General features: G+C 63.4%; 21 protein-coding genes. 12 read left to right on the top strand and 9 right to left on the bottom strand.

Translation table 11 applies throughout. The features are described from left to right. Positions 1–207, bottom strand: a 207-nt coding sequence (locus tag FJ471_RS30440; protein WP_140808931.1) for a LysR family transcriptional regulator, incomplete at its 3' end; no start/stop codon positions are given. Positions 208–318: 111 nt separating this feature from the next. Here FJ471_RS30440 and FJ471_RS30435 point away from each other — a divergent pair. Further along, entirely contained in the window at positions 319–1,209 is an 891-nt protein-coding gene (locus FJ471_RS30435) for a fatty acid desaturase family protein (RefSeq protein ID WP_140808935.1), read from the top strand. Positions 1,210–1,268: 59 nt separating this feature from the next. Here FJ471_RS30435 and FJ471_RS30430 read toward each other — a convergent pair whose 3' ends face one another. The 3 genes from FJ471_RS30430 to FJ471_RS30420 form a co-directional block, all read right to left on the bottom strand. Further along, positions 1,269–3,410 carry an EAL domain-containing protein gene (locus tag FJ471_RS30430; RefSeq protein WP_140808929.1) on the bottom strand — a complete coding sequence of 714 codons (2,142 nt, stop codon included), beginning with the start codon at positions 3,408–3,410 and terminating at the stop codon, positions 1,269–1,271. A gap of 65 nt (positions 3,411–3,475) precedes the next feature. Further along, positions 3,476–4,114, bottom strand: a complete 639-nt coding sequence (locus tag FJ471_RS30425; protein ID WP_140808927.1) for an HD family hydrolase — start codon at positions 4,112–4,114, stop codon at positions 3,476–3,478. Next, on the bottom strand, positions 4,114–4,992 hold the full coding sequence (locus FJ471_RS30420; protein WP_140808925.1) for a folate-binding protein YgfZ: 879 nt from the start codon (positions 4,990–4,992) through the stop codon (positions 4,114–4,116). Before FJ471_RS30420 ends, FJ471_RS30425 begins: the two co-directional genes overlap by 1 nt. Before the next feature lie 85 nt (positions 4,993–5,077). Between FJ471_RS30420 and FJ471_RS30415 the strand changes: the two genes are divergently transcribed. The 3 genes from FJ471_RS30415 to FJ471_RS30405 all read left to right on the top strand — a co-directional run bounded on the left by FJ471_RS30415 (position 5,078) and on the right by FJ471_RS30405 (position 7,466). Continuing rightward, positions 5,078–6,409 (top strand): dihydroorotase, encoded by a 1,332-nt coding sequence (locus FJ471_RS30415; protein WP_140808923.1) that lies wholly within the window; start codon positions 5,078–5,080, stop codon positions 6,407–6,409. 51 nt (positions 6,410–6,460) lie between these two features. Then, positions 6,461–6,685 carry a hypothetical protein gene (locus FJ471_RS30410; protein WP_140808921.1) on the top strand — a complete coding sequence of 75 codons (225 nt, stop codon included), beginning with the start codon at positions 6,461–6,463 and terminating at the stop codon, positions 6,683–6,685. A gap of 67 nt (positions 6,686–6,752) precedes the next feature. Continuing rightward, positions 6,753–7,466, top strand: a complete 714-nt coding sequence (locus FJ471_RS30405) for a nucleotidyl transferase AbiEii/AbiGii toxin family protein (protein ID WP_140808919.1) — start codon at positions 6,753–6,755, stop codon at positions 7,464–7,466. Positions 7,467–7,475: 9 nt separating this feature from the next. On the opposite strand, the gene FJ471_RS30400 is transcribed toward FJ471_RS30405, so the two are convergent. The 4 genes from FJ471_RS30400 to FJ471_RS30385 form a co-directional block, all read right to left on the bottom strand. Continuing rightward, positions 7,476–8,255: a hypothetical protein gene (locus FJ471_RS30400; RefSeq protein ID WP_140808917.1), complete on the bottom strand. Its 780-nt coding sequence runs from the start codon at positions 8,253–8,255 to the stop codon at positions 7,476–7,478. 133 nt (positions 8,256–8,388) lie between these two features. Continuing rightward, positions 8,389–8,646, bottom strand: a complete 258-nt coding sequence (locus FJ471_RS30395; RefSeq protein WP_040984202.1) for a hypothetical protein — start codon at positions 8,644–8,646, stop codon at positions 8,389–8,391. Positions 8,647–9,001: 355 nt separating this feature from the next. Next, entirely contained in the window at positions 9,002–9,379 is a 378-nt protein-coding gene (locus FJ471_RS30390) for a TIGR02301 family protein (RefSeq protein ID WP_140808933.1), read from the bottom strand. A gap of 71 nt (positions 9,380–9,450) precedes the next feature. Beyond that, complete coding sequence (locus FJ471_RS30385; RefSeq protein ID WP_140808914.1) at positions 9,451–9,876, bottom strand: NUDIX hydrolase; 426 nt, start codon at positions 9,874–9,876, stop codon at positions 9,451–9,453. A gap of 116 nt (positions 9,877–9,992) precedes the next feature. Between FJ471_RS30385 and FJ471_RS30380 the strand changes: the two genes are divergently transcribed. Further along, positions 9,993–10,754 (top strand): SOS response-associated peptidase, encoded by a 762-nt coding sequence (locus FJ471_RS30380; protein ID WP_140808911.1) that lies wholly within the window; start codon positions 9,993–9,995, stop codon positions 10,752–10,754. A gap of 166 nt (positions 10,755–10,920) precedes the next feature. Here the strand turns inward: FJ471_RS30380 and FJ471_RS30375 are convergent, their stop codons facing one another. After that, a complete protein-coding gene (locus FJ471_RS30375; protein ID WP_112095803.1) occupies positions 10,921–11,076 on the bottom strand; it encodes a hypothetical protein in 156 nt (51 codons plus the stop codon). Between the two features lie 440 nt (positions 11,077–11,516). On the opposite strand from FJ471_RS30375, the gene cysS reads away from it, so the two are divergent. Genes cysS through cimA form a run of 7 tightly spaced genes read left to right on the top strand, consistent with a single transcriptional unit; the run spans position 11,517 to position 17,395 of the window. Then, positions 11,517–12,959, top strand: a complete 1,443-nt coding sequence (cysS, locus tag FJ471_RS30370) for a cysteine--tRNA ligase (RefSeq protein WP_140808909.1) — start codon at positions 11,517–11,519, stop codon at positions 12,957–12,959. Between the two features lie 37 nt (positions 12,960–12,996). Further along, a complete protein-coding gene (locus FJ471_RS30365) occupies positions 12,997–13,386 on the top strand; it encodes an endonuclease domain-containing protein (protein WP_140808907.1) in 390 nt (129 codons plus the stop codon). Further along, positions 13,383–13,769, top strand: coding sequence for a VOC family protein (locus tag FJ471_RS30360; RefSeq protein WP_140808905.1), 387 nt, complete (start codon positions 13,383–13,385; stop codon positions 13,767–13,769). Before FJ471_RS30365 ends, FJ471_RS30360 begins: the two co-directional genes overlap by 4 nt. 33 nt (positions 13,770–13,802) lie before the next feature. Then, positions 13,803–14,294 carry a GFA family protein gene (locus FJ471_RS30355; protein ID WP_140808903.1) on the top strand — a complete coding sequence of 164 codons (492 nt, stop codon included), beginning with the start codon at positions 13,803–13,805 and terminating at the stop codon, positions 14,292–14,294. Beyond that, positions 14,291–14,767, top strand: a complete 477-nt coding sequence (locus FJ471_RS30350) for a GFA family protein (protein WP_140808902.1) — start codon at positions 14,291–14,293, stop codon at positions 14,765–14,767. The genes FJ471_RS30355 and FJ471_RS30350 overlap by 4 nt, the downstream gene beginning before the upstream one ends. Next, a complete protein-coding gene (gene pip / locus FJ471_RS30345; RefSeq protein WP_140808900.1) occupies positions 14,764–15,729 on the top strand; it encodes a prolyl aminopeptidase in 966 nt (321 codons plus the stop codon). The genes FJ471_RS30350 and pip overlap by 4 nt, the downstream gene beginning before the upstream one ends. A 49-nt stretch (positions 15,730–15,778) precedes the next feature. Further along, positions 15,779–17,395: a citramalate synthase gene (gene cimA, locus FJ471_RS30340; protein ID WP_140808898.1), complete on the top strand. Its 1,617-nt coding sequence runs from the start codon at positions 15,779–15,781 to the stop codon at positions 17,393–17,395. Positions 17,396–17,492: the final 97 nt, after the last annotated feature.

The raw sequence follows: 17,492 nt of genomic DNA, 5'->3' as shown, positions 1-17,492 counted from the left end.
CAGCATCTCCACCCCGGCCTCGGTCAGCACCGTGCGTCGGTTGATCCGGTGGAACAATTGCCGTCCCATCTGCTCCTCGACGGTGCGGATAAGCTGGCTGACGGCCGCGGCCGAAATCGACAGTTCCTCCGCCGCGGCCGTAAAGCTGCCTGTCCGCGCCGCCGCTTCGAAGGCCTGAAGTCCGCGCAAGGAGGGAAGGGCGACCATGGCAATCCGAAAGATAAAGTAATCTTATCTATTTCGCAGAAATCCTCATTTTTCGAAAGGTTTCTTTCTGGGTATCGTGGCCCCATGAACGCAATCGACCACGACGCAGTCATCGACCATCGCTCCGTGATAGCCTCGCTGACAAATGAGGAGCGCAGCCGGCTGACCGGCAAATCGGATGGGCCGGGCCTTGTCCAGTTCACGCTCCATCTCGGCGCGATCGTCGTCCTTGGCGTGCTGATCGCGATCAAGGTGCCGTTCTGGCCGGTGCTGATGCTGCCGCAGGGTATTCTGATCGTCTTCCTGTTCACGCTGCTGCATGAAACGGTGCACAGGACGGCGTTCGAAACGCAGTGGCTGAACGATATGGTCGCGCGCTTCTGCAGCCTGGCGATCGCACTGCCCGCCGACTGGTTCCGCTACTTCCATTTCGCCCATCACCGCTTCACCCAGGATCCAGAAAACGATCCAGAGCTCGCCTTCCCAAAGCCCGAGACACTGCGGCAATACATCGTCCACGTCTCCGGACTGCCGGTGTGGTGGGGCCATTTCAAGACGCTCTACACCAATGCGACCGGCGGCTGCCGCGACAGCTACGTGCCGCCAAAGGGCTTGCCGAAAGTGAAGGCCGAGGCGCGAGCGATGATCGCCTTCTATGTCGTCCTGCTCGCGCTAGCCGTCTGGTTCAAGGCATCGGTCTTGCTCTATGTCTGGATCGTGCCGGCGCTGCTTGGCCAGCCGTTCCTCAGGCTTTACCTGCTGGCCGAGCACGGCCGCTGTCCCTTCGTCGCCAACATGCTGGAGAACACCCGCACGACGCTGACCAACTGGTTCGTGCGCAAGCTCGCCTGGAACATGCCTTACCATGCCGAGCACCATGCCTATCCCGGCGTGCCGTTCCACCAACTGCCGCAATTCCACCAACTGATCGAACGGCATCTCAAGGTGGTCGAGCCCGGCTATGTCAGCTTCCACGAGAAATATATCGAGACGCTGCGCTAGCGCGTGACGATACTCAGGTGATGCCGGCCTGACCTGAATCTCAACACGCGCTCGGGAAATCAGCCCGATTGGCGCAGCAGCGCCTGCGAGCGTAGCAGCCGGTTCACCTCGGCGGCCTTGGCCGGCACGCCGATCAGATAGCCTTGCGCCTCGCCGCAGCCGGCTTTGCGAAGCATGTCGAGCTGCGCTTCGGTCTCGACACCTTCGGCAGTAACGGTGATGCCGAGCTCGGCTCCGAGCCCGATTACCGTGCGCACGATCGCCGCCGTGTCGCGCTTGTCGAGATCGCTGGTGAAGGAGCGGTCGATCTTGATCTTGTCGACGGGGAAGCGTCGGAGATAGCCGAGCGAGGAATAGCCGGTGCCGAAATCGTCGAGCGCGATGCGCACGCCGAGACCGCGCAATTGGCTCAGCGTCTTCAGCACCGCGTCGCTCTCGTCCATCATCACCGTTTCGGTGATTTCGAGCTCCAGCCGGTTGGCCGGCAGGCCGGAAAAGGCAAGCGCCGAGATCACGCTGCGGGTGAAACCGCCGCTCTTGATCTGCGCGGCCGAGACATTGACGGCCATGCGCATGTCCGGCGGCCAGTTGGCCGCCACATTGCAGGCTTTGCGCAGCGCCCAGTCGCCCAACTGCACGATCAATCCGGTCTCCTCGGCGACGGCGATGAAGTTCTCCGGCGACACCAGGCCGCGCGACGGCGAGCGCCAGCGCATCAGGGCCTCCGCGCCGACGATCTTGCCGGAACCGATGTTGAGGATCGGCTGGAAATCGAGTTCGAATTCACGCTTGGAGAGCGCTGCCTCGAGATCGACCTCGAGCGCTTGCCGCTCCCGCATCAGGGCATCCATGCCGGGCTGGAAGAAGCGATAGACATTGCGCCCTTCGCTCTTGCCGCGGTAGAGCGCCATGTCGGCGTTGGTGAGCAGCGTGTCGGCATCGTGTCCGTCGCCGGGATAGAGCGCGATGCCAAGGCTTACGCCCACATGCATTTCGCGCCCCTTGTCGCGATAGGGCTTGCCGACGATCTCGACGATGCGCTTGGCGAGCTTTTCGGCGTCGGCGACGCTCTTGATGCCCGACTGGATGATGGCGAATTCGTCGCCGCCGAAGCGCGCCACCACGTCCTTGCTGCTGCGCACGGCGTGCTGCAGCCGCTTGGCGACGCATTGCAGCAGCCAGTCTCCGGCGGGGTGGCCGAATGTGTCGTTGACGGCCTTGAAGCGGTCGAGGTCGAGCGAGAGGATCGCCAGCGGCCTGGCCATGGCCTCGCCAAGTGCCTGATCGAGCTTTTCGCGAAACATCGAGCGGTTGGGCAGATTGGTGAGAGTGTCGTGATGCGCAAGATGCGTCATGCGCTCTTCGACACGGCGTCGTTCGGTCACGTCCTCGAAGGTGGCCACCCAGCCGCCGCCGGCGAGCGGCCGGCGAGAGACAAACAGCGTGCGGCCGTCGACGAGTTCGCGATAGCTGGAGCGCGACTGGCCCGCTTCCAGAGCCGCCTTCGTCTTTCCCACCTCGATGTCGACTTCAACGGGCACGAAGATGCCGAGACCAACGACCTTCTCCAGCATCTGGCTGTGCGTCATGCCAAGCGCGAAATCCTCAGCCTTCGCGTTGCACAGATCCAGGAAACGCTGGTTGCGGATGATCAGGCGACCCTCGGCGCTGTACATCAGCAAGCCTTGCGACATGTTGGCCAACGCGGCGTCGAAGCGGCGGTGCTGCTCCTTCAACTCCGCTTCGGCGCGTCGCTGCTCCGTCACATCCTCGTAGATCGAGACCCAGCCGCCAACGGCGATCGGCCGGTGCGAAATGACGATGATGCGTCGGTCCGACAGAATTTCCTCATAGGTCGAAGGCCTTGCGCCGTCGATGTAAGGCTTGCGGATGGCGTAAAGCTCGTTCGCGCTCTGCGAGGCGATGCCGATGTCGACGCTGTGCTGCAGGATATCGAAGAAACGAATGCCGGGCGTCACCACTTTGGCGTCCAAGCTGAAGATGTTGAGGTAGTTGCGGTTGCAGATGATCATCCGCTCATCGGCGTCGAACATGCACAGACCATGCGACATGTTCTCGACAGCCGCCGCGAAACGCTCGTTCTGAGCCCGCAATTCTTCCGCGATCCGCCGTGCCGGACCAATGCCGGGCGTTCTTCGCTTGCCGGCGGTGGAAGCAGTCTTGACATGTGCGCCGGGCATGAGCACGCCTTCGGACCGTGACCGAACGCAATACTGTCCCGGTAGCCGGTTAATTTAGCGTTCTTCTACGTGGTTGAATTCATGGCAAGCGAAGACTGGCGCTTGGCTTCCAGCATCTTGAAACGCTTGAGAAATGCCGTTTGCGCCCAGGTCACGGATTTTGGCGTGAAGTCGAAGCGGTCGGCGGAGAAGCCGCGCGGTCGGCCGAAATACTCGGTCGCCTCCGCGGTCGAGAAGCCGGCCAGCTGCGTCGCCTCGTAATAGGCGGCGATCTGATCGGCGCGCTTGATGTCCTTGCGCAAGGAGGCGGCGAGTTCCGCCGGCAGCGAGAAACGCAGATGAATGGCGCGCTGCAGGCGCAGCTCGCAATCCTTGTAGGAACCGCCCATCACCGATTTGAACGGCGAGATCATGTCGCCGATGACATATTCGGGCGCATCGTGCAGCAGCGCCGCAAGCCGCGCCTCGGCCGGAGCGGCGGGCTCCAGTTCGCCATAGAGGGCTTCGACCAGCAGCGAGTGCTGCGCGACGGAGAAAGCATGGTCGCCGCTGGTCTGGCCGTTCCAGCGCGCGACGCGGGCAAGGCCATGCGCGATGTCGGCGATCTCGATGTCGAGCGGCGAGGGGTCGAGCAGGTCGAGTCGCCGGCCAGAAAGCATGCGTTGCCAGGCGCGCGGCGGCGCCCCGGCCCGGTCGGCCGCCATCAGGCCTCCTCCGCGCTGGCCGCGTCCTGCGGGAAGGAGAACTTCGCCCAGGCGGGAATCGCGAGCGTTACCGGAACCTCGCCAGCCATGATTGCCTCGCCGGTATCGACCGCCGCCTTGACGCGGTCGATGCGGGCGACGGCAAGACCGGTCCGGCCGCCGACAGACCCGAGCGCGCCGACCGGACGCCCGGCGACGGTGAGCTCGGTCCCGGCGGCGGGCAGGGGGCTATCGGCCGACGCGATCAGCACACGACGACGCGCGGTGCCGCGATGCTGCATGCGCGAGACCACTTCCTGGCCGATATAGCAGCCTTTCTTGAAGCCGACGCCACCTGTCTCGTCGAGCAGCACGTCATGCGGGAAGGCATCGCCGAGCTGGTAGTCGGAACCGCTCTCCGCCATGCCGTTGCCGATGCGCAGCGCCAGCCAGGCATTCGGATTGCCGCCGTCCTTTGCCTCGCCTCCGTAGCTGCGCCTCACCGCAACATCGCGGAAGCGCGTGTCGGCAAGCGCCTTTGCGTCAACCGCGATTGAATCGAAATCTGAGGCGGTTGAATCATCGCCCCATGCGACCGTGACAAGCACATGATCCTGTTTGGCAATCTCGGCTTTCGCCCTTAGCCGGTAAAGCATCAGCCGGCGCACGAAATCGTCGGCGATGTCGGCCCGGCATTCCAGCTGGAAGCCGTTGTCGCCCGCGCGCGAGACCAGGAAATCGAACAGGATCTTGCCCTGCGGCGAAAGCAGCGCGCCGGGCTTCGCCTGGCCCGGCCCGAGCGTGTCGAGATCGGTGGTGAGGATGTTCTGCAGGAAATGCTCGGCATCGGGGCCTGACACGGAAATGAGCGCGCGATCTTTGAGTTGGGCAAAGGGCATGAGGGTAAAATCGGCCTGATCTTGCAAAACGTTCGGTCATTACGTAAGCCGGCCACACTCCCCCCGCAAGAGATTGGACCTGCCCATGGCAACCACCTTCGACCTCATCCTGACAGGCGGCACGGTGGTCAACCACGACGGCGAGGGTTTTCGCGACGTTGGCGTCAAGGAGGGCCGCATCGCGGCCCTCGGCGATCTTAGCCAGGCCTCGGCCGGCGAAACTATCGATTGCAAGGGCCTGCACATCCTGCCGGGCGTTGTCGACAGCCAGGTGCATTTCCGCGAGCCGGGGCTGGAGCACAAGGAAGATTTGGAGACCGGCTCCCGCGCCGCGGTGCTCGGCGGCGTCACCGCCGTCTTCGAGATGCCCAACACCAATCCGCTGACCACCAGCGAGGCAGCACTTGCCGACAAGGTGCGCCGGGCCACCGGACGCATGCATTGCGACTTCGCCTTCTGGGTCGGCGGCACGCGCGACAATGCCGGCGATGTCGGCGAACTGGAACGGCTGCCGGGCGCGGCCGGCATAAAAGTGTTCATGGGCTCGTCCACCGGCGACCTTCTGGTCGAGGACGACGAAGGCGTCGCTTCGATCCTGCGCAACACCCGCCGCCGTTCCGCCTTCCACTCGGAGGACGAGTTTCGTCTGCGCGAACGGCTTGGCGACCGGGTCGAGGGCGATCCCTCGTCCCATCCGGTCTGGCGCGACGAGGTCGCGGCGCTGCGCTGCACGGAGCGCCTGGTGCGCATTGCCAGGCAGACGCGCGCGCGCATCCATGTGCTGCACATCTCGACGGCCGAGGAGATCGTCTTCCTCGAACGGCACAAGGATGTCGCGACCTGCGAGGCGACGCCGCATCACCTGACGCTGAGCGCTGACGACTATGCCAGGCTTGGCACGCTGATCCAGATGAACCCGCCGGTGCGCGCCGCCCGCCACCGCGATGGCGTCTGGCACGGCATTTCCCAAGGCATCGTCGATGTTCTTGGCTCCGACCACGCGCCGCACACGCTGGCCGAGAAGGCGAAGACCTATCCGGCCTCGCCGTCCGGCATGACCGGCGTGCAGACGCTGGTGCCGATCATGCTCGACCACGTCAATGCCGGCCGGCTCACCTTGCAGCGCTTCGTCGATCTCTCCAGCCATGGCCCGCAGCGCATCTTCGGCATGGCCAGGAAAGGCCGCATCGCCGCTGGCTACGACGCCGATTTCACGATCGTCGACCTGAAGCGGCGCGAGACCATCACCAACGCGCAGGCCGGCTCCAAGGCCGGCTGGACGCCCTATGACGGCAAGCAAGTGACAGGTTGGCCGGTCGGCACCATCGTGCGCGGCACGCGCGTCATGTGGGAAGGCGAGATCGTGACGCCCGGCCAGGGCAGGGCAGTGGAGTTTTCCGAGGCGCTGCCGGCTTAATCCCCGGCGACATTGGATTTGTTAAGCGCTCTGCACTATCTTGAGCATGCTATGACCGCGAATATTGCGACGATCATTCCTGCAGACTTTCCCGAGCTCCAGGCCCTCGCCTGGAACCGCGATGCCGCGCGCCCGATCCCCGCGAAAGAGGCCTTTGCCCTTTACGAGCGCAACTGGCGCTTTGTCGATCAAAAGCGCCTTACGGCACGTGAGAAGCTGCTTATCATGAAGTTGGCTGACAAATTTGGCCACGGTATCCTTCTGACCACGTCGTGATAATCCATCTTTCTGTCCTCAATGCGCGCAGCAGTTGCGCTCGACGGGAATATCGCGGGTAAAGATCATGAAGGCGTTCGGAAAACCGGAACACAGAGTAATTGCCGAAGCCCTCGGGCTGATGGACCGTGACTTTCTGGCGGCAACCCAATGCTGGTTTGGCGGCGGCACAGCCATTGTCATGAAGCTCAGCGAGTATCGTCGGTCACTGGATCTGGATTTCCTTTGCGCCGACGCCACCGGCTACCGCGAACTGCGCACGCGAGCCTCGGAACTCGGCGTTCGAGCTTTTTTCCCCGAACCCGTCGATGCCATCAGGGATTTCCAGATCGACCAGTATGGCCTGCGAACCGTGGTGCGTCTCAAAGGACAGCCGATCCGCTTTGAAGTCGTCCGGGAAGGCCGCATCGATTTGCGCGGTCATTTCGACGAGGATTTGGGGATACCGGCGCTCGTTCCTGCAGACATGTTTGCCGAGAAGCTGCTGGCGAATGCTGATCGATGCCAGGATCGTGCTGTCGCGTATCGAGATGCCTTCGATCTCGGGATGCTGGTCAAGGCGTATGGGCGGATCCCGACTGAGGCCCTCGACAAGGCGCAAAGCGCCTATGGCCCCGACATCGAACGGAAAATCGCCTGGGTGGTGGGCAAACTCCGGGATAAAGGCGAATTGCGCGACGCAGCCGAAGCCTTGCACATGGATCCTGTCATTGGAACCGACGCCATCTCGGCCCTTCGAAACGAAGCGGCTCGGATATGGCCGCAGGCCGACAACCGATAGGTTTCCGGCTTAATCCCCGGCGACGAAGAACAGCCACTGGCCCGTCGGCGTGATGCCGACGCGGTAGAAGATGTAGGCGCCGAACTGCTTCATGTCGTCATAGTCGCTTGCGGTGACCAGCTTGAACAATTCGACGCGCTGCCTGGAATCGAGCTTGTCGAGCGGCAGCGCGAAGAAATACGGCCAGACATAGAGTTCCTGCGGCGTGCCGGTGTCGACATGGACGTAGCCCGCCGAAAGCACCTCTTCCAGGATGGCTAGGATTTCCTGGCCGTCGCCGTCGCCCGAGAGGCTCTTCAGGAAGGTGATCGGGTCGCCGTCGATGTCGCCCAGCGACAACTGCGTCATGGAATCGCCCTTGCCGATCAGCGATCTCAGCTTCTCGATGTCGCCGCTTTTGCAGGCCTCGATGATCAGCCCATGCATGCGCTTGACTGGTTCGGGAAGCGTGTTGAGGTCGTAGACGACCGCCGGCGGCGGTTGATCGGGATCGGCGCGCGGGCTGGTGATGCCGCCATTGGCGGGCGGCGTCTCCGGCTTGTCCGTGTCGTCGGCAGGCTGGTCCGAAGGCTTGGAGCCGGGCGCCTCCGGCATCGGCACCGTGGCGCCGGGCGCGGCGTTGTCGCCATTGGCGGGCGGGGTCACCGGGGAAGGCAGGTCCTCGCGCTGGATTTCGCTCAGCGCGTAGGAAGGCGTGCTGGCGAAACACAGGGGCAGCGCCAGGCAGGAAGCGGCGATCAGGATGCTGAGGGCCAGCCCGCGCGGCCGGCCTGACATCGAAAATCTCACCGCTTGCCTCTCCATGGTTCCCGGGTTCGGCCCCCGGCCGGCGCTCTGAGAATCCAGGCGCACAGGCATGATGGCCAAATGGCGTGTCGCCGTCAAAAACTCGTGATCAAAAAGTCGCTGTCAAAACAGGTGGCTAGTGCTTCAGCCGTTCCGGCTCGAAAGCGCCGGCAATCACCTTTTCCCGCATGCGGTCGAGCAGCGCGAGCGCGGAGGTCTCGCCATTGGCGCGCAACATCTCGCCGAAAGCCGTCTCTAGTGCTGCCTCGGCGATGATTTCCGGTTCGATGCCGGCCGACAGGCCTTCGGCCCAGGCTTCGCTGTGGCTCTCCACGGCGGTCAGCCGCTTTTCTTCCCTGACCAAAGCGTCGATGTCGCTGACACCATGTTCCATTGCGATGTCCACCTTCTGCAAGCGTCGATCCGGCGAGGGATCCGGCTTGGTCTGTCAGTTCGTCCGCAGCCTCATTTAAGTCTTTGTAAATACGACATTTTTACGGTCTAAATCTACATTTCGGACAAGGCTGTACTCAATCGATTTCAAGCTTAGCCGATTAGACCGGCTTGGGGCACCAAAACCTTCAGTTTGAGTTAATTCCACAATCGCACGCTAACGTTTCATTAACGCTGTTGCGCAAGTGCAACACATGATTGCATCAGAGTGGGACAGGAGACAATAAGGCACATCACATTGGCGCCGATTGTCGCAAAAAATCTGCGCAAAACGCGCGGCGGCCGGTGATCCGGCCTCAATTCCCGTAGCGGGAAGCGATATCGCGCGACAAGGTCTCGCCTTCCTTCATATAGCGGGCGATGGCCTCGGTCGCCGAGGGCGTGCATTGCGTGTAGGTGCCGCTGAAAGAGCGGTAGCCGCGGTTGAAGGAGGCGATGAAACGGGCGCGCCGGTCGGGATCGGGGTTTTCCGATTCGAGCAGCTTTTCCATCTCGGCCCGCCAGTGGTCGCCCTTCTCGCCGCACAGGTTGCGCAGGAAATGCAGCGATCCCAGCACTTCCGCCAGCCGCATCAGCCCGGGCTCGAACGGCGCCTCGGCTGCGGGCGCCGGGGATGCCGCGACGGCGAGACCGACAGCGAGGCACGCAGCGAGAAGAGGGGAGGCGCGGGTCATCAAAACCTTGCGATGAAAGGGCAGGGCTTTGTGGCGAAACATTTTGTCGCCTGCAAGGCCATTGTGGATGCTCACCGCGTGGCGCCTTGCGTGGGGCCGAGCAACTCCTCGGCGACCGAGAACACGTCGCCGGCTAGCGGCATCTCGGCCATTTCCGCCAGCGTGTAGAACGCCGCGGTCTCGGCGTCATCGCTGGCCACGGGTTCACCGCCTGCATAGGCGGCGCCAAACACCGTCAGCAGGTAGTCGACCGCGTGGTTTTCGGCACTGCCGTCGATATGGATGTCGCGCAGCGGCCGATAGCCTGTCGCGTCGAGTCCGGTTTCTTCAAGCAATTCGCGCGCCGCGGCTTGCGCCAGCGTTTCGCCCGGCTCGACCTTGCCGCCGGGATAGGCGTAGAGCCCTTGCGACGGCGCCCGCGCACGCTTGACCAGAAGCACCGTCTCGCCACGAACGACGGCGACGGAAACGGCTGGTATGATCTTGCGCTGATCCATGCGTGCCGATCTTTCTGCAGCCTTTTGTGGACCGATTAGGCGAATCCAGCTTTAGCCGTTGCGGCGTGGCGGTTCCATCGCCACTTTCATTGCATATCAATCGAAGAGCCAGATCCATGTGCGGACGCTTTGCCCTGACCGCCACGCCGGACCAGACCGCCGCTTTCCTCGGCCTTGCCGAGCTGGAGGAGTTTCCGGCGCGCTACAACATCGCGCCGACGCAGCCAGTGCTGATGGCGCTTGCCGGGCCGCAGCGGGAGCCCGGTTCCAATCTGCCGGACCGCCAGGCGATGCTGGTGCGCTGGGGCCTGATTCCGGCCTGGGTCGAGGACACCAAGGCGTTTCCGCTGCTCATCAACGCGCGCTCCGAAGGCGTGCTGCAAAAGGCTTCGTTCAAGACCGCGATGCGCCACCGCCGGGCTTTGGTGCCGGCGTCGGGCTTTTACGAATGGCAGCAGTCGGGCAGCGGCAAGGGGCAACCTTACTGGATCCGCCCGCGACGCGGCGGCGTGGTCGCCTTCGCCGGCCTGATCGAGACTTTTTCCGAACCGGGCGGCTCGGAGATGGACACCGGCGCGATCCTCACTATTGAGGCCAACGCCGGCATCGCCCATATCCACGACCGCATGCCGGTCGTGATCGAGGAACGCGACTTCAGCCGCTGGCTCGATTGCCGCACGCAGGAGCCGCGTGATGTGCTCGATCTGCTGAAGCCCGCCGAGCCTGATTTCTTCGAGGCTGTCCCGGTTGCGGACCTGGTCAACAAGGTCGCCAACACCGGACCGGAGATTCAGGAACGCGGCATCGTTTCGCCGCAGGCCGAAAAGCCCAGGCGCCAGAAGCCTGGCGCGGACGAAAACCAGATGAGCTTGTTTTAAAGCAATTCCAGGAAAAGTGTGGAGCGGTTTTCCGTCCGGAATTGCGCTAGCCATTTAAGAAGGCTGCCTGCCTCGAGGGCTGCTTTGGGGCCTTCATCTCCAGGGCACCGTTCGGTGCCCTTATCGCCGGGTCCCCATCGTCGGGGACCGTGCCGGTCGTGCCGTTTCAGGCAGCGCGTGGCGAGACGATCTTCTGCGCCGGCTTCTTCTTCTTCGCGGTGTGAAGGAGAGCCGCGACGATCGCCGCCGGGCCGATCGCACGGTAGTGGCTGGCCAGTGCGGGCTGCGTTTGTCGGTTCTGTTCCTGCTTGTTGCGAGCCATGGTTCTCTCCCCTGGTAACGGTTTCGTGTCCAGCGTTTGGCGGCTGATTCCGACCAAATCGTGACATCTGGCGGTCTAGCCGGCGAATGTTTCATCACTGTGCCGACATGTTTAATAAAATGTTTCGCCCTGTCTTTACCTGTGATCCGGCGATATCTTTCCTAAGTAGAGCGACTTGACGGCAACACCTGCCGGCGCGATAAAGCCGCCCATGAAAACGTCTTTCGCCATTTGTGGCATTTGCATTATTGGCTAGCCTCGCGCTGGTCCGGACGTTTTCGCCTCATCTTTCCCTAGAGTGGACAAACGCCCCGGCCAGCAGGCTGGAGCCCGATTTGTGCCTGCGGCGCAGACAAGGCTCCGACCAGAGCATGATCCCGAAACCACCGGTTTTCGGACCAGATCATGCTCAACTGAAGTAACGGATCGGAAGGGCACGCATGTCTGACGCATCGAAGGGCCTCAGCCTCTACAACACGCTGACGCGGACGAAGGAGCATTTCGTTCCGATCGATCCGTTGAATGTGCGCATGTATGTCTGCGGCCCGACCGTCTACGACTTTGCCCATATCGGCAATGCGCGTCCGGCGATCGTCTTCGACGTGCTTTTCCGTCTGTTGCGCCAAGTCTACGGCGAGAGCCACGTCACGTATGTGCGCAACATCACGGATGTCGACGACAAGATTAATGCCAGGGCGCTTCGCGATTTCGGCGAGGCGATCGCTGACGGCAAACTCTCGCTCAACGACGCCATCCGCAAGGTCACGGAAAAGACCGCCGACCAGTACCACAAGGATGTCGCGGCCCTCGGCTGCCTGCAGCCGACCTTTGAGCCGCGTGCGACGGAGTTCGTCGCGCCCCGCGCCGACGGCAAGGCCGACATGCTGACGCTGATCCGGCAACTGATCGAGCGCGGCCACGCCTATGTCGCCGGTGGCGAGGTGCTGTTCGACACCGCCTCGATGCCGGACTATGGCGAATTGTCGAAGCGCAATCTCGACGAGCAGCAGGCGGGCGCGCGCATCGCCGTCGACGCGCACAAGAAGAATCCCGGCGATTTCGTGCTGTGGAAATTGTCGAGCCCGGAAGAGCCGGGCTGGGAAAGCCCATGGGGCAGGGGCCGGCCCGGCTGGCACATCGAATGCTCGGCCATGTCGGCCGCCTATCTCGGCGAGGTCTTCGACATCCATGGCGGTGGGCTGGACCTGATCTTCCCGCACCACGAGAACGAGATCGCCCAGTCGCGCTGCGCCCACGGCACCAAGGTCATGGCCAATGTGTGGATGCACAACGGCTTCCTGCAGGTCGAAGGCCAGAAGATGTCGAAGAGCCTCGGCAACTTCTTCTCCATCCATGAGCTGCTGGAGACCAGCACTTTCGGCGGCCGCACCTGGCCGGGCGAGGTGCTCAGGCTGGCGATGCTGATGACGCACTATCGCGAGCCGATCGACTTCTCCGTGCGCAAGCTGGAGGAGGCGGAAAACACGCTGCGCAAATGGAAGCGCGCCGCCGACCTTGCGCCCGCGGCCGCGAAGGACGTGCCGGAAGAGGTGGTGGAAGCGCTGTCGGACGACCTCGCCACCTACACCGCCTTCCAGCGGCTGACGCAGCTCGCCGGCGAGGCGGGTGATGCCGGCGGCGAGAAAGCCGCCGCTTCGCTGAAGGCCGCACTTGCCTTCCTCGGCTTCGACGTCGGCGCGGCCAAGGTGGACGAGGCGGCGGTCGCCAAGGCGATCGCCAAGCGCCTGGAACTGATCGCTGCCAAGAATTGGGCCGAGGCCGACCGTATCCGCGACGAGCTTCTGGCTCAGGGCGTGCAGTTGAAGGACGGCAAGGATGCAGCCACCGGCGAGCGCGTGACGACCTGGGAGATCAAGCGGTGAGGGAGGGCGCTCTCATGGCGGAGAGGGGGGCCTCGCGATGACCCATCATCGGGTATCTCCCGCCAATCGCGGCAATGCGCGCAAGGCGATGACCGATGCCGAGTTGAAGCTTTGGAATGAGGTGCGTGCTGATAGGCTGATGGGAATGGCGTTCAGGCGCCAGATGCCGATAGCTGACTACATCGTTGATTTTGCCTGCCCCAGCAAGAAGCTGATCGTTGAGCTGGATGGCTCTCAGCATTCGTCGCCTGACGTCTCAGCTTCCGACGCCGCGCGAACCACGAAGCTCGAGGCACTAGGCTGGACCATCCTGCGCTTCTGGAACGACGACGTGATCCGCGATATCGACAATGTCTGCCGGCACATCGTCATCGTGGCCGGCCTGGCCGCCGCGCCCGCGCCACCAATGGAGGAGCTCGTCCCGTGATCGATCATCTCGGCATCAATGTATCCGACTTCGAGAAGTCCAAAACCTTCTACGACAAGGCGATGGCGCCGCTCGGCGCTTCGCTGCTTTACATGGTGCCGCAGGAATATACCGACGGCGCCAAGGTCGGGGGCTATGGCCGCGACCGGCCGGTGTTCTGGCTGAGCGACAGCACCGACAAGCCGAGATCCACCCAGCATGTCGCCTTCACCGCGCGCAGCCGCGCCGAGGTCGACGCCTTCCATGTGGCGGCACTTGCCGCCGGCGGCAAGGACAATGGCGGGCCGGGCCTGCGGCCGCACTACCACCCCAATTATTACGGCGCCTTCGTCTTCGATCCCGACGGCAACAATGTCGAAGCGGTCTGCCATGATCCGGAGTGAGCCCCAAAAGCAGCCCATGATCGGGAGCGTGCCATGAGCCTCGACAACCGGCCGGTCTACACCGGCGGCTGCCAGTGCGGCGCCGTGCGCTTCCGCGTCGAGGGCGCGCTTGGCGACGCATCCGTCTGCCATTGCCGCATGTGCCAGAAGGCGAGCGGCAATTTCTACCTGCCGCTGGTCTCTGTGCGTGGCGCCACGCTCGACTGGACGCGCGGTGAGCCGAAACGCTTCCGCTCGTCCAATGCCGCTTGGCGCGGCTTCTGCGCCGAATGCGGCACGCCGCTGACCTTCGAGGCGCCCGACGGTGTGGCACTGGCGATCGCCACTTTCGATGATCCGACCGGCATCGCACCGACCATCCAGTGGGGCGTCGAGGCAAAGCTTTCCTATGTCGACGGCATCGCAAAACTGCCGTCAGAGGAGACGATGGGCGACGTCTCGTCGGCGCCTTACCTCGCCGAGCTCGTCTCCTACCAGCATCCCGATCATGACACCGACCAATGGCCGCCGGAGGAAAGACCATGACCGATCAAGTTCGAACCGGCGGCTGCCAGTGCGGCGCCGTGCGCTTTCGTATCAAGGGCAAGCTCGGACGCCCGTCCATCTGCCATTGCCGCATGTGCCAGAAACAGTTCGGCAATTTCTTCGGCGCGCTGGTGACGGTGCCGAAGGACGGCGTCGAGTGGACCCATGAGGAGCCGAGCTATTTCCAGTCCTCGGTCAACATCGACCGCGGCTTCTGCGCCCGCTGCGGCACGCCGCTGACCTATCGCCAGCCGGGCGCGCTGGAGATCGCCATCGGCGCCTTCGACGACCGCTCGGATCTGGCGCCGCAAATCCAGGTCAACTACGCGGTTCGGCTGCCCTGGGTGGAGAAGATCTTCGAGGCGCCGACCCTCGACGATCCCGATTTCTATCGACGGCAGGAGCAGATCATCTCCTTCCAGCATCCCGACCACGAGACGGCCAACTGGCCGCAGCGGGGTTTGAAACTATGACAATCCACAACAGTTCCTTGCGTTCGCTCTATCCCGAGATCGAACCGTTCGATGCCGGCATGCTCGATGTCGGCGACGGCCACACCATCTATTGGGAGCGCTGCGGCACCAGGGGCGCCAAGCCCGCCGTGTTCCTGCATGGCGGCCCGGGCGGCACCATCTCGCCGAAGCATCGGCGCCTGTTCGACCCGAAACTCTACGACGTCATCCTGTTCGACCAGCGCGGCTGCGGCAAGTCGACGCCCAACGCCTCGCTCGAGGCCAACACCACCTGGCATCTCGTCGCCGACATCGAGCGCCTGCGCGAGATGGCGGGCTTCGACAAATGGCTTGTCTTCGGCGGCTCCTGGGGCTCGACGCTGGCGCTCGCCTATGCCGAGACGCATCCTGACCGCGTCAGCGAGTTGGTCGTGCGCGGCATCTACACGCTGACCCGCGCCGAGCTCGAGTGGTACTATCAGTTCGGCGTCTCCGAGATGTTCCCGGACAAGTGGGAACGCTTCCTGGCGCCGATCCCCGAGGCCGAGCGCGGCGACATGATGGCCGCCTACCGCAAGCGGCTTGTCGGCTCCGACCGCAAGGCCCAGGTTCAGGCAGCCCTTGCCTGGAGCCTGTGGGAAGGCGAGACGATCACGCTGCTGCCCGAGCCCGAGACCAGCGGCAAGTTCGGCGAGGACGACTATGCTGTCGCCTTCGCCCGCATTGAGAACCACTATTTCGTGCATGCCGGTTGGCTGGAGGAGGGACAGCTGCTGCGCGACGCTTGGAAGCTGAAGGACATCCCCGGCACCATCGTCCACGGCCGCTACGACATGCCGTGCCCGGCAAAATATGCCTGGGCGTTGCATAAGGCCTGGCCGAAGGCGGATTTCCGCCTCGTCGAGGGCGCGGGCCATGCCTATTCCGAGCCTGGGATTTTGGATCGGCTGATCCGGGCGACGGATAAGTTCGCGGGGAAATAGTGATGCACGTCCGCGCTCCACGGTGATCGCGGCCTTTCGAGCTACAGCCATGACAAAGCAACGCCTCTATCTCTTCGACACGACGCTGCGCGATGGCCAGCAGACGCCGGGCATCGACTTTTCCGTCGAGGACAAGATTGCCATCGCCAAGCTGCTCGACGCGTTCGGCATCGACTATGTCGAGGGCGGCTATCCGGGCGCCAATCCGACCGACACCGCCTTCTTCCAGAAGAAGCGGACGCAAAGCGCGAAGTTCGTCGCCTTCGGCATGACCAAGCGGGCGGGGGTCTCGGCTTCCAACGATCCGGGGCTGGCGGCGCTCGTGCAGTCGAAGTCCGACGCCATTTGCTTCGTCGCCAAGAGCTGGGACTATCATGTGCGCGTCGCGCTCGGCTGCACCAACGAGGAGAATCTGGAATCGATCAAGACCTCGGTCGAGACGGCGGTCGCTTCGGCCAAGGAAGCGATGGTCGACTGTGAGCATTTCTTCGACGGCTTCAAGGCCAATCCGGACTATGCGCTGGCTTGCGCGAAAGCCGCCTATGAAGCCGGCGCGCGCTGGGTGGTGCTGTGCGACACCAATGGCGGCACGCAGCCTTCGGAAGTGCGCGAAATCGTCGGCAAGGTCATTGCCGGCGGCATTCCCGGCGATCATCTGGGCATCCATGCCCATGACGACACCGGGCAGGCGGTGGCGAATTCTCTTGCCGCGGTCGAGGCCGGCGTGCGCCAGATCCAGGGCACGCTGAACGGCATCGGCGAGCGCTGCGGCAACGCCAATCTCATCTCCATCATCCCGACGCTTTCGCTGAAGCCTGCCTTCGCCGATCGCTTCGAAATCGGCATTTCGGCCGAGGCGCTGACCGGAATATCCAGGCTCTCCCGCGCCTTCGACGAATTGCTCAACCGCGCGCCCGAGGCGCAGGCGCCCTATGTCGGCTCCTCCGCCTTCGCCACCAAGGCTGGCATCCATGCCTCCGCCTTGGCCAAGGAGCCGGCGACCTATGAGCATGTTCCGCCGGAAGCGGTGGGCAACCGCCGTCGCGTCATGGTCTCCGACCAGGGCGGCAAGGCCAATTTCCTCGCTGAGCTGAAACGGCGCGGCATCGACGTGCCGAAGGACGATCACCGGCTCGACGCGCTGATCGCGGTGGTCAAGGAACGCGAGGCCGAAGGCTATGCCTATGAAGGGGCCGACGCTTCCTTCGAGCTGCTCGCGCGAAAAATGCTGCACGGCCTGCCGGAGTTCTTCAACGTCACCTCCTTCCGCTGCATGGTCGAGCGTCGCTTCGATGCCAACGGGCAATTGAAGACGGTCTCGGAAGCGATCGTGAAAGTGCTGGTCGACGGCGAGGAGAAGATGTCGGTGGCCGAGGGCCACGGCCCGGTCAACGCGCTCGACATCGCGCTGCGCAAGGACCTCGGCAAATACCAGGGTGAGATCGTCGACCTCGAGCTCGCCGACTTCAAGGTGCGTATCCTCAACGGCGGCACCGAGGCCATCACCCGCGTCCTGGTCGAATCGCATGATTCCACCGGCGCCCGCTGGTGGACGGTCGGCGTGTCGGAAAACATCATCGACGCCTCCTTCCAGGCGCTGATGGATTCGATCGTCTACAAGCTGATGAAGAACCGCGAGATGGCGGGATTGGTGGCGGCGGAGTGAGCTAAGGCGCCTTTCCTCGCCCCCGCAAAGCGGGGGAGAGGTGGCTCGTGTCCGAACCGGATAGATAGGTAACAGAATAGACCGATTAGATGGGTGA

Origin of the sequence: Mesorhizobium sp. B2-7-1 (assembly GCF_006440735.1) — a bacterium.
Lineage (GTDB): Bacteria > Pseudomonadota > Alphaproteobacteria > Rhizobiales > Rhizobiaceae > Mesorhizobium.
The sequence above is the reverse complement of the archived record's forward strand: the minus strand, read 5'-3'. Positions and strand labels throughout refer to the sequence as shown.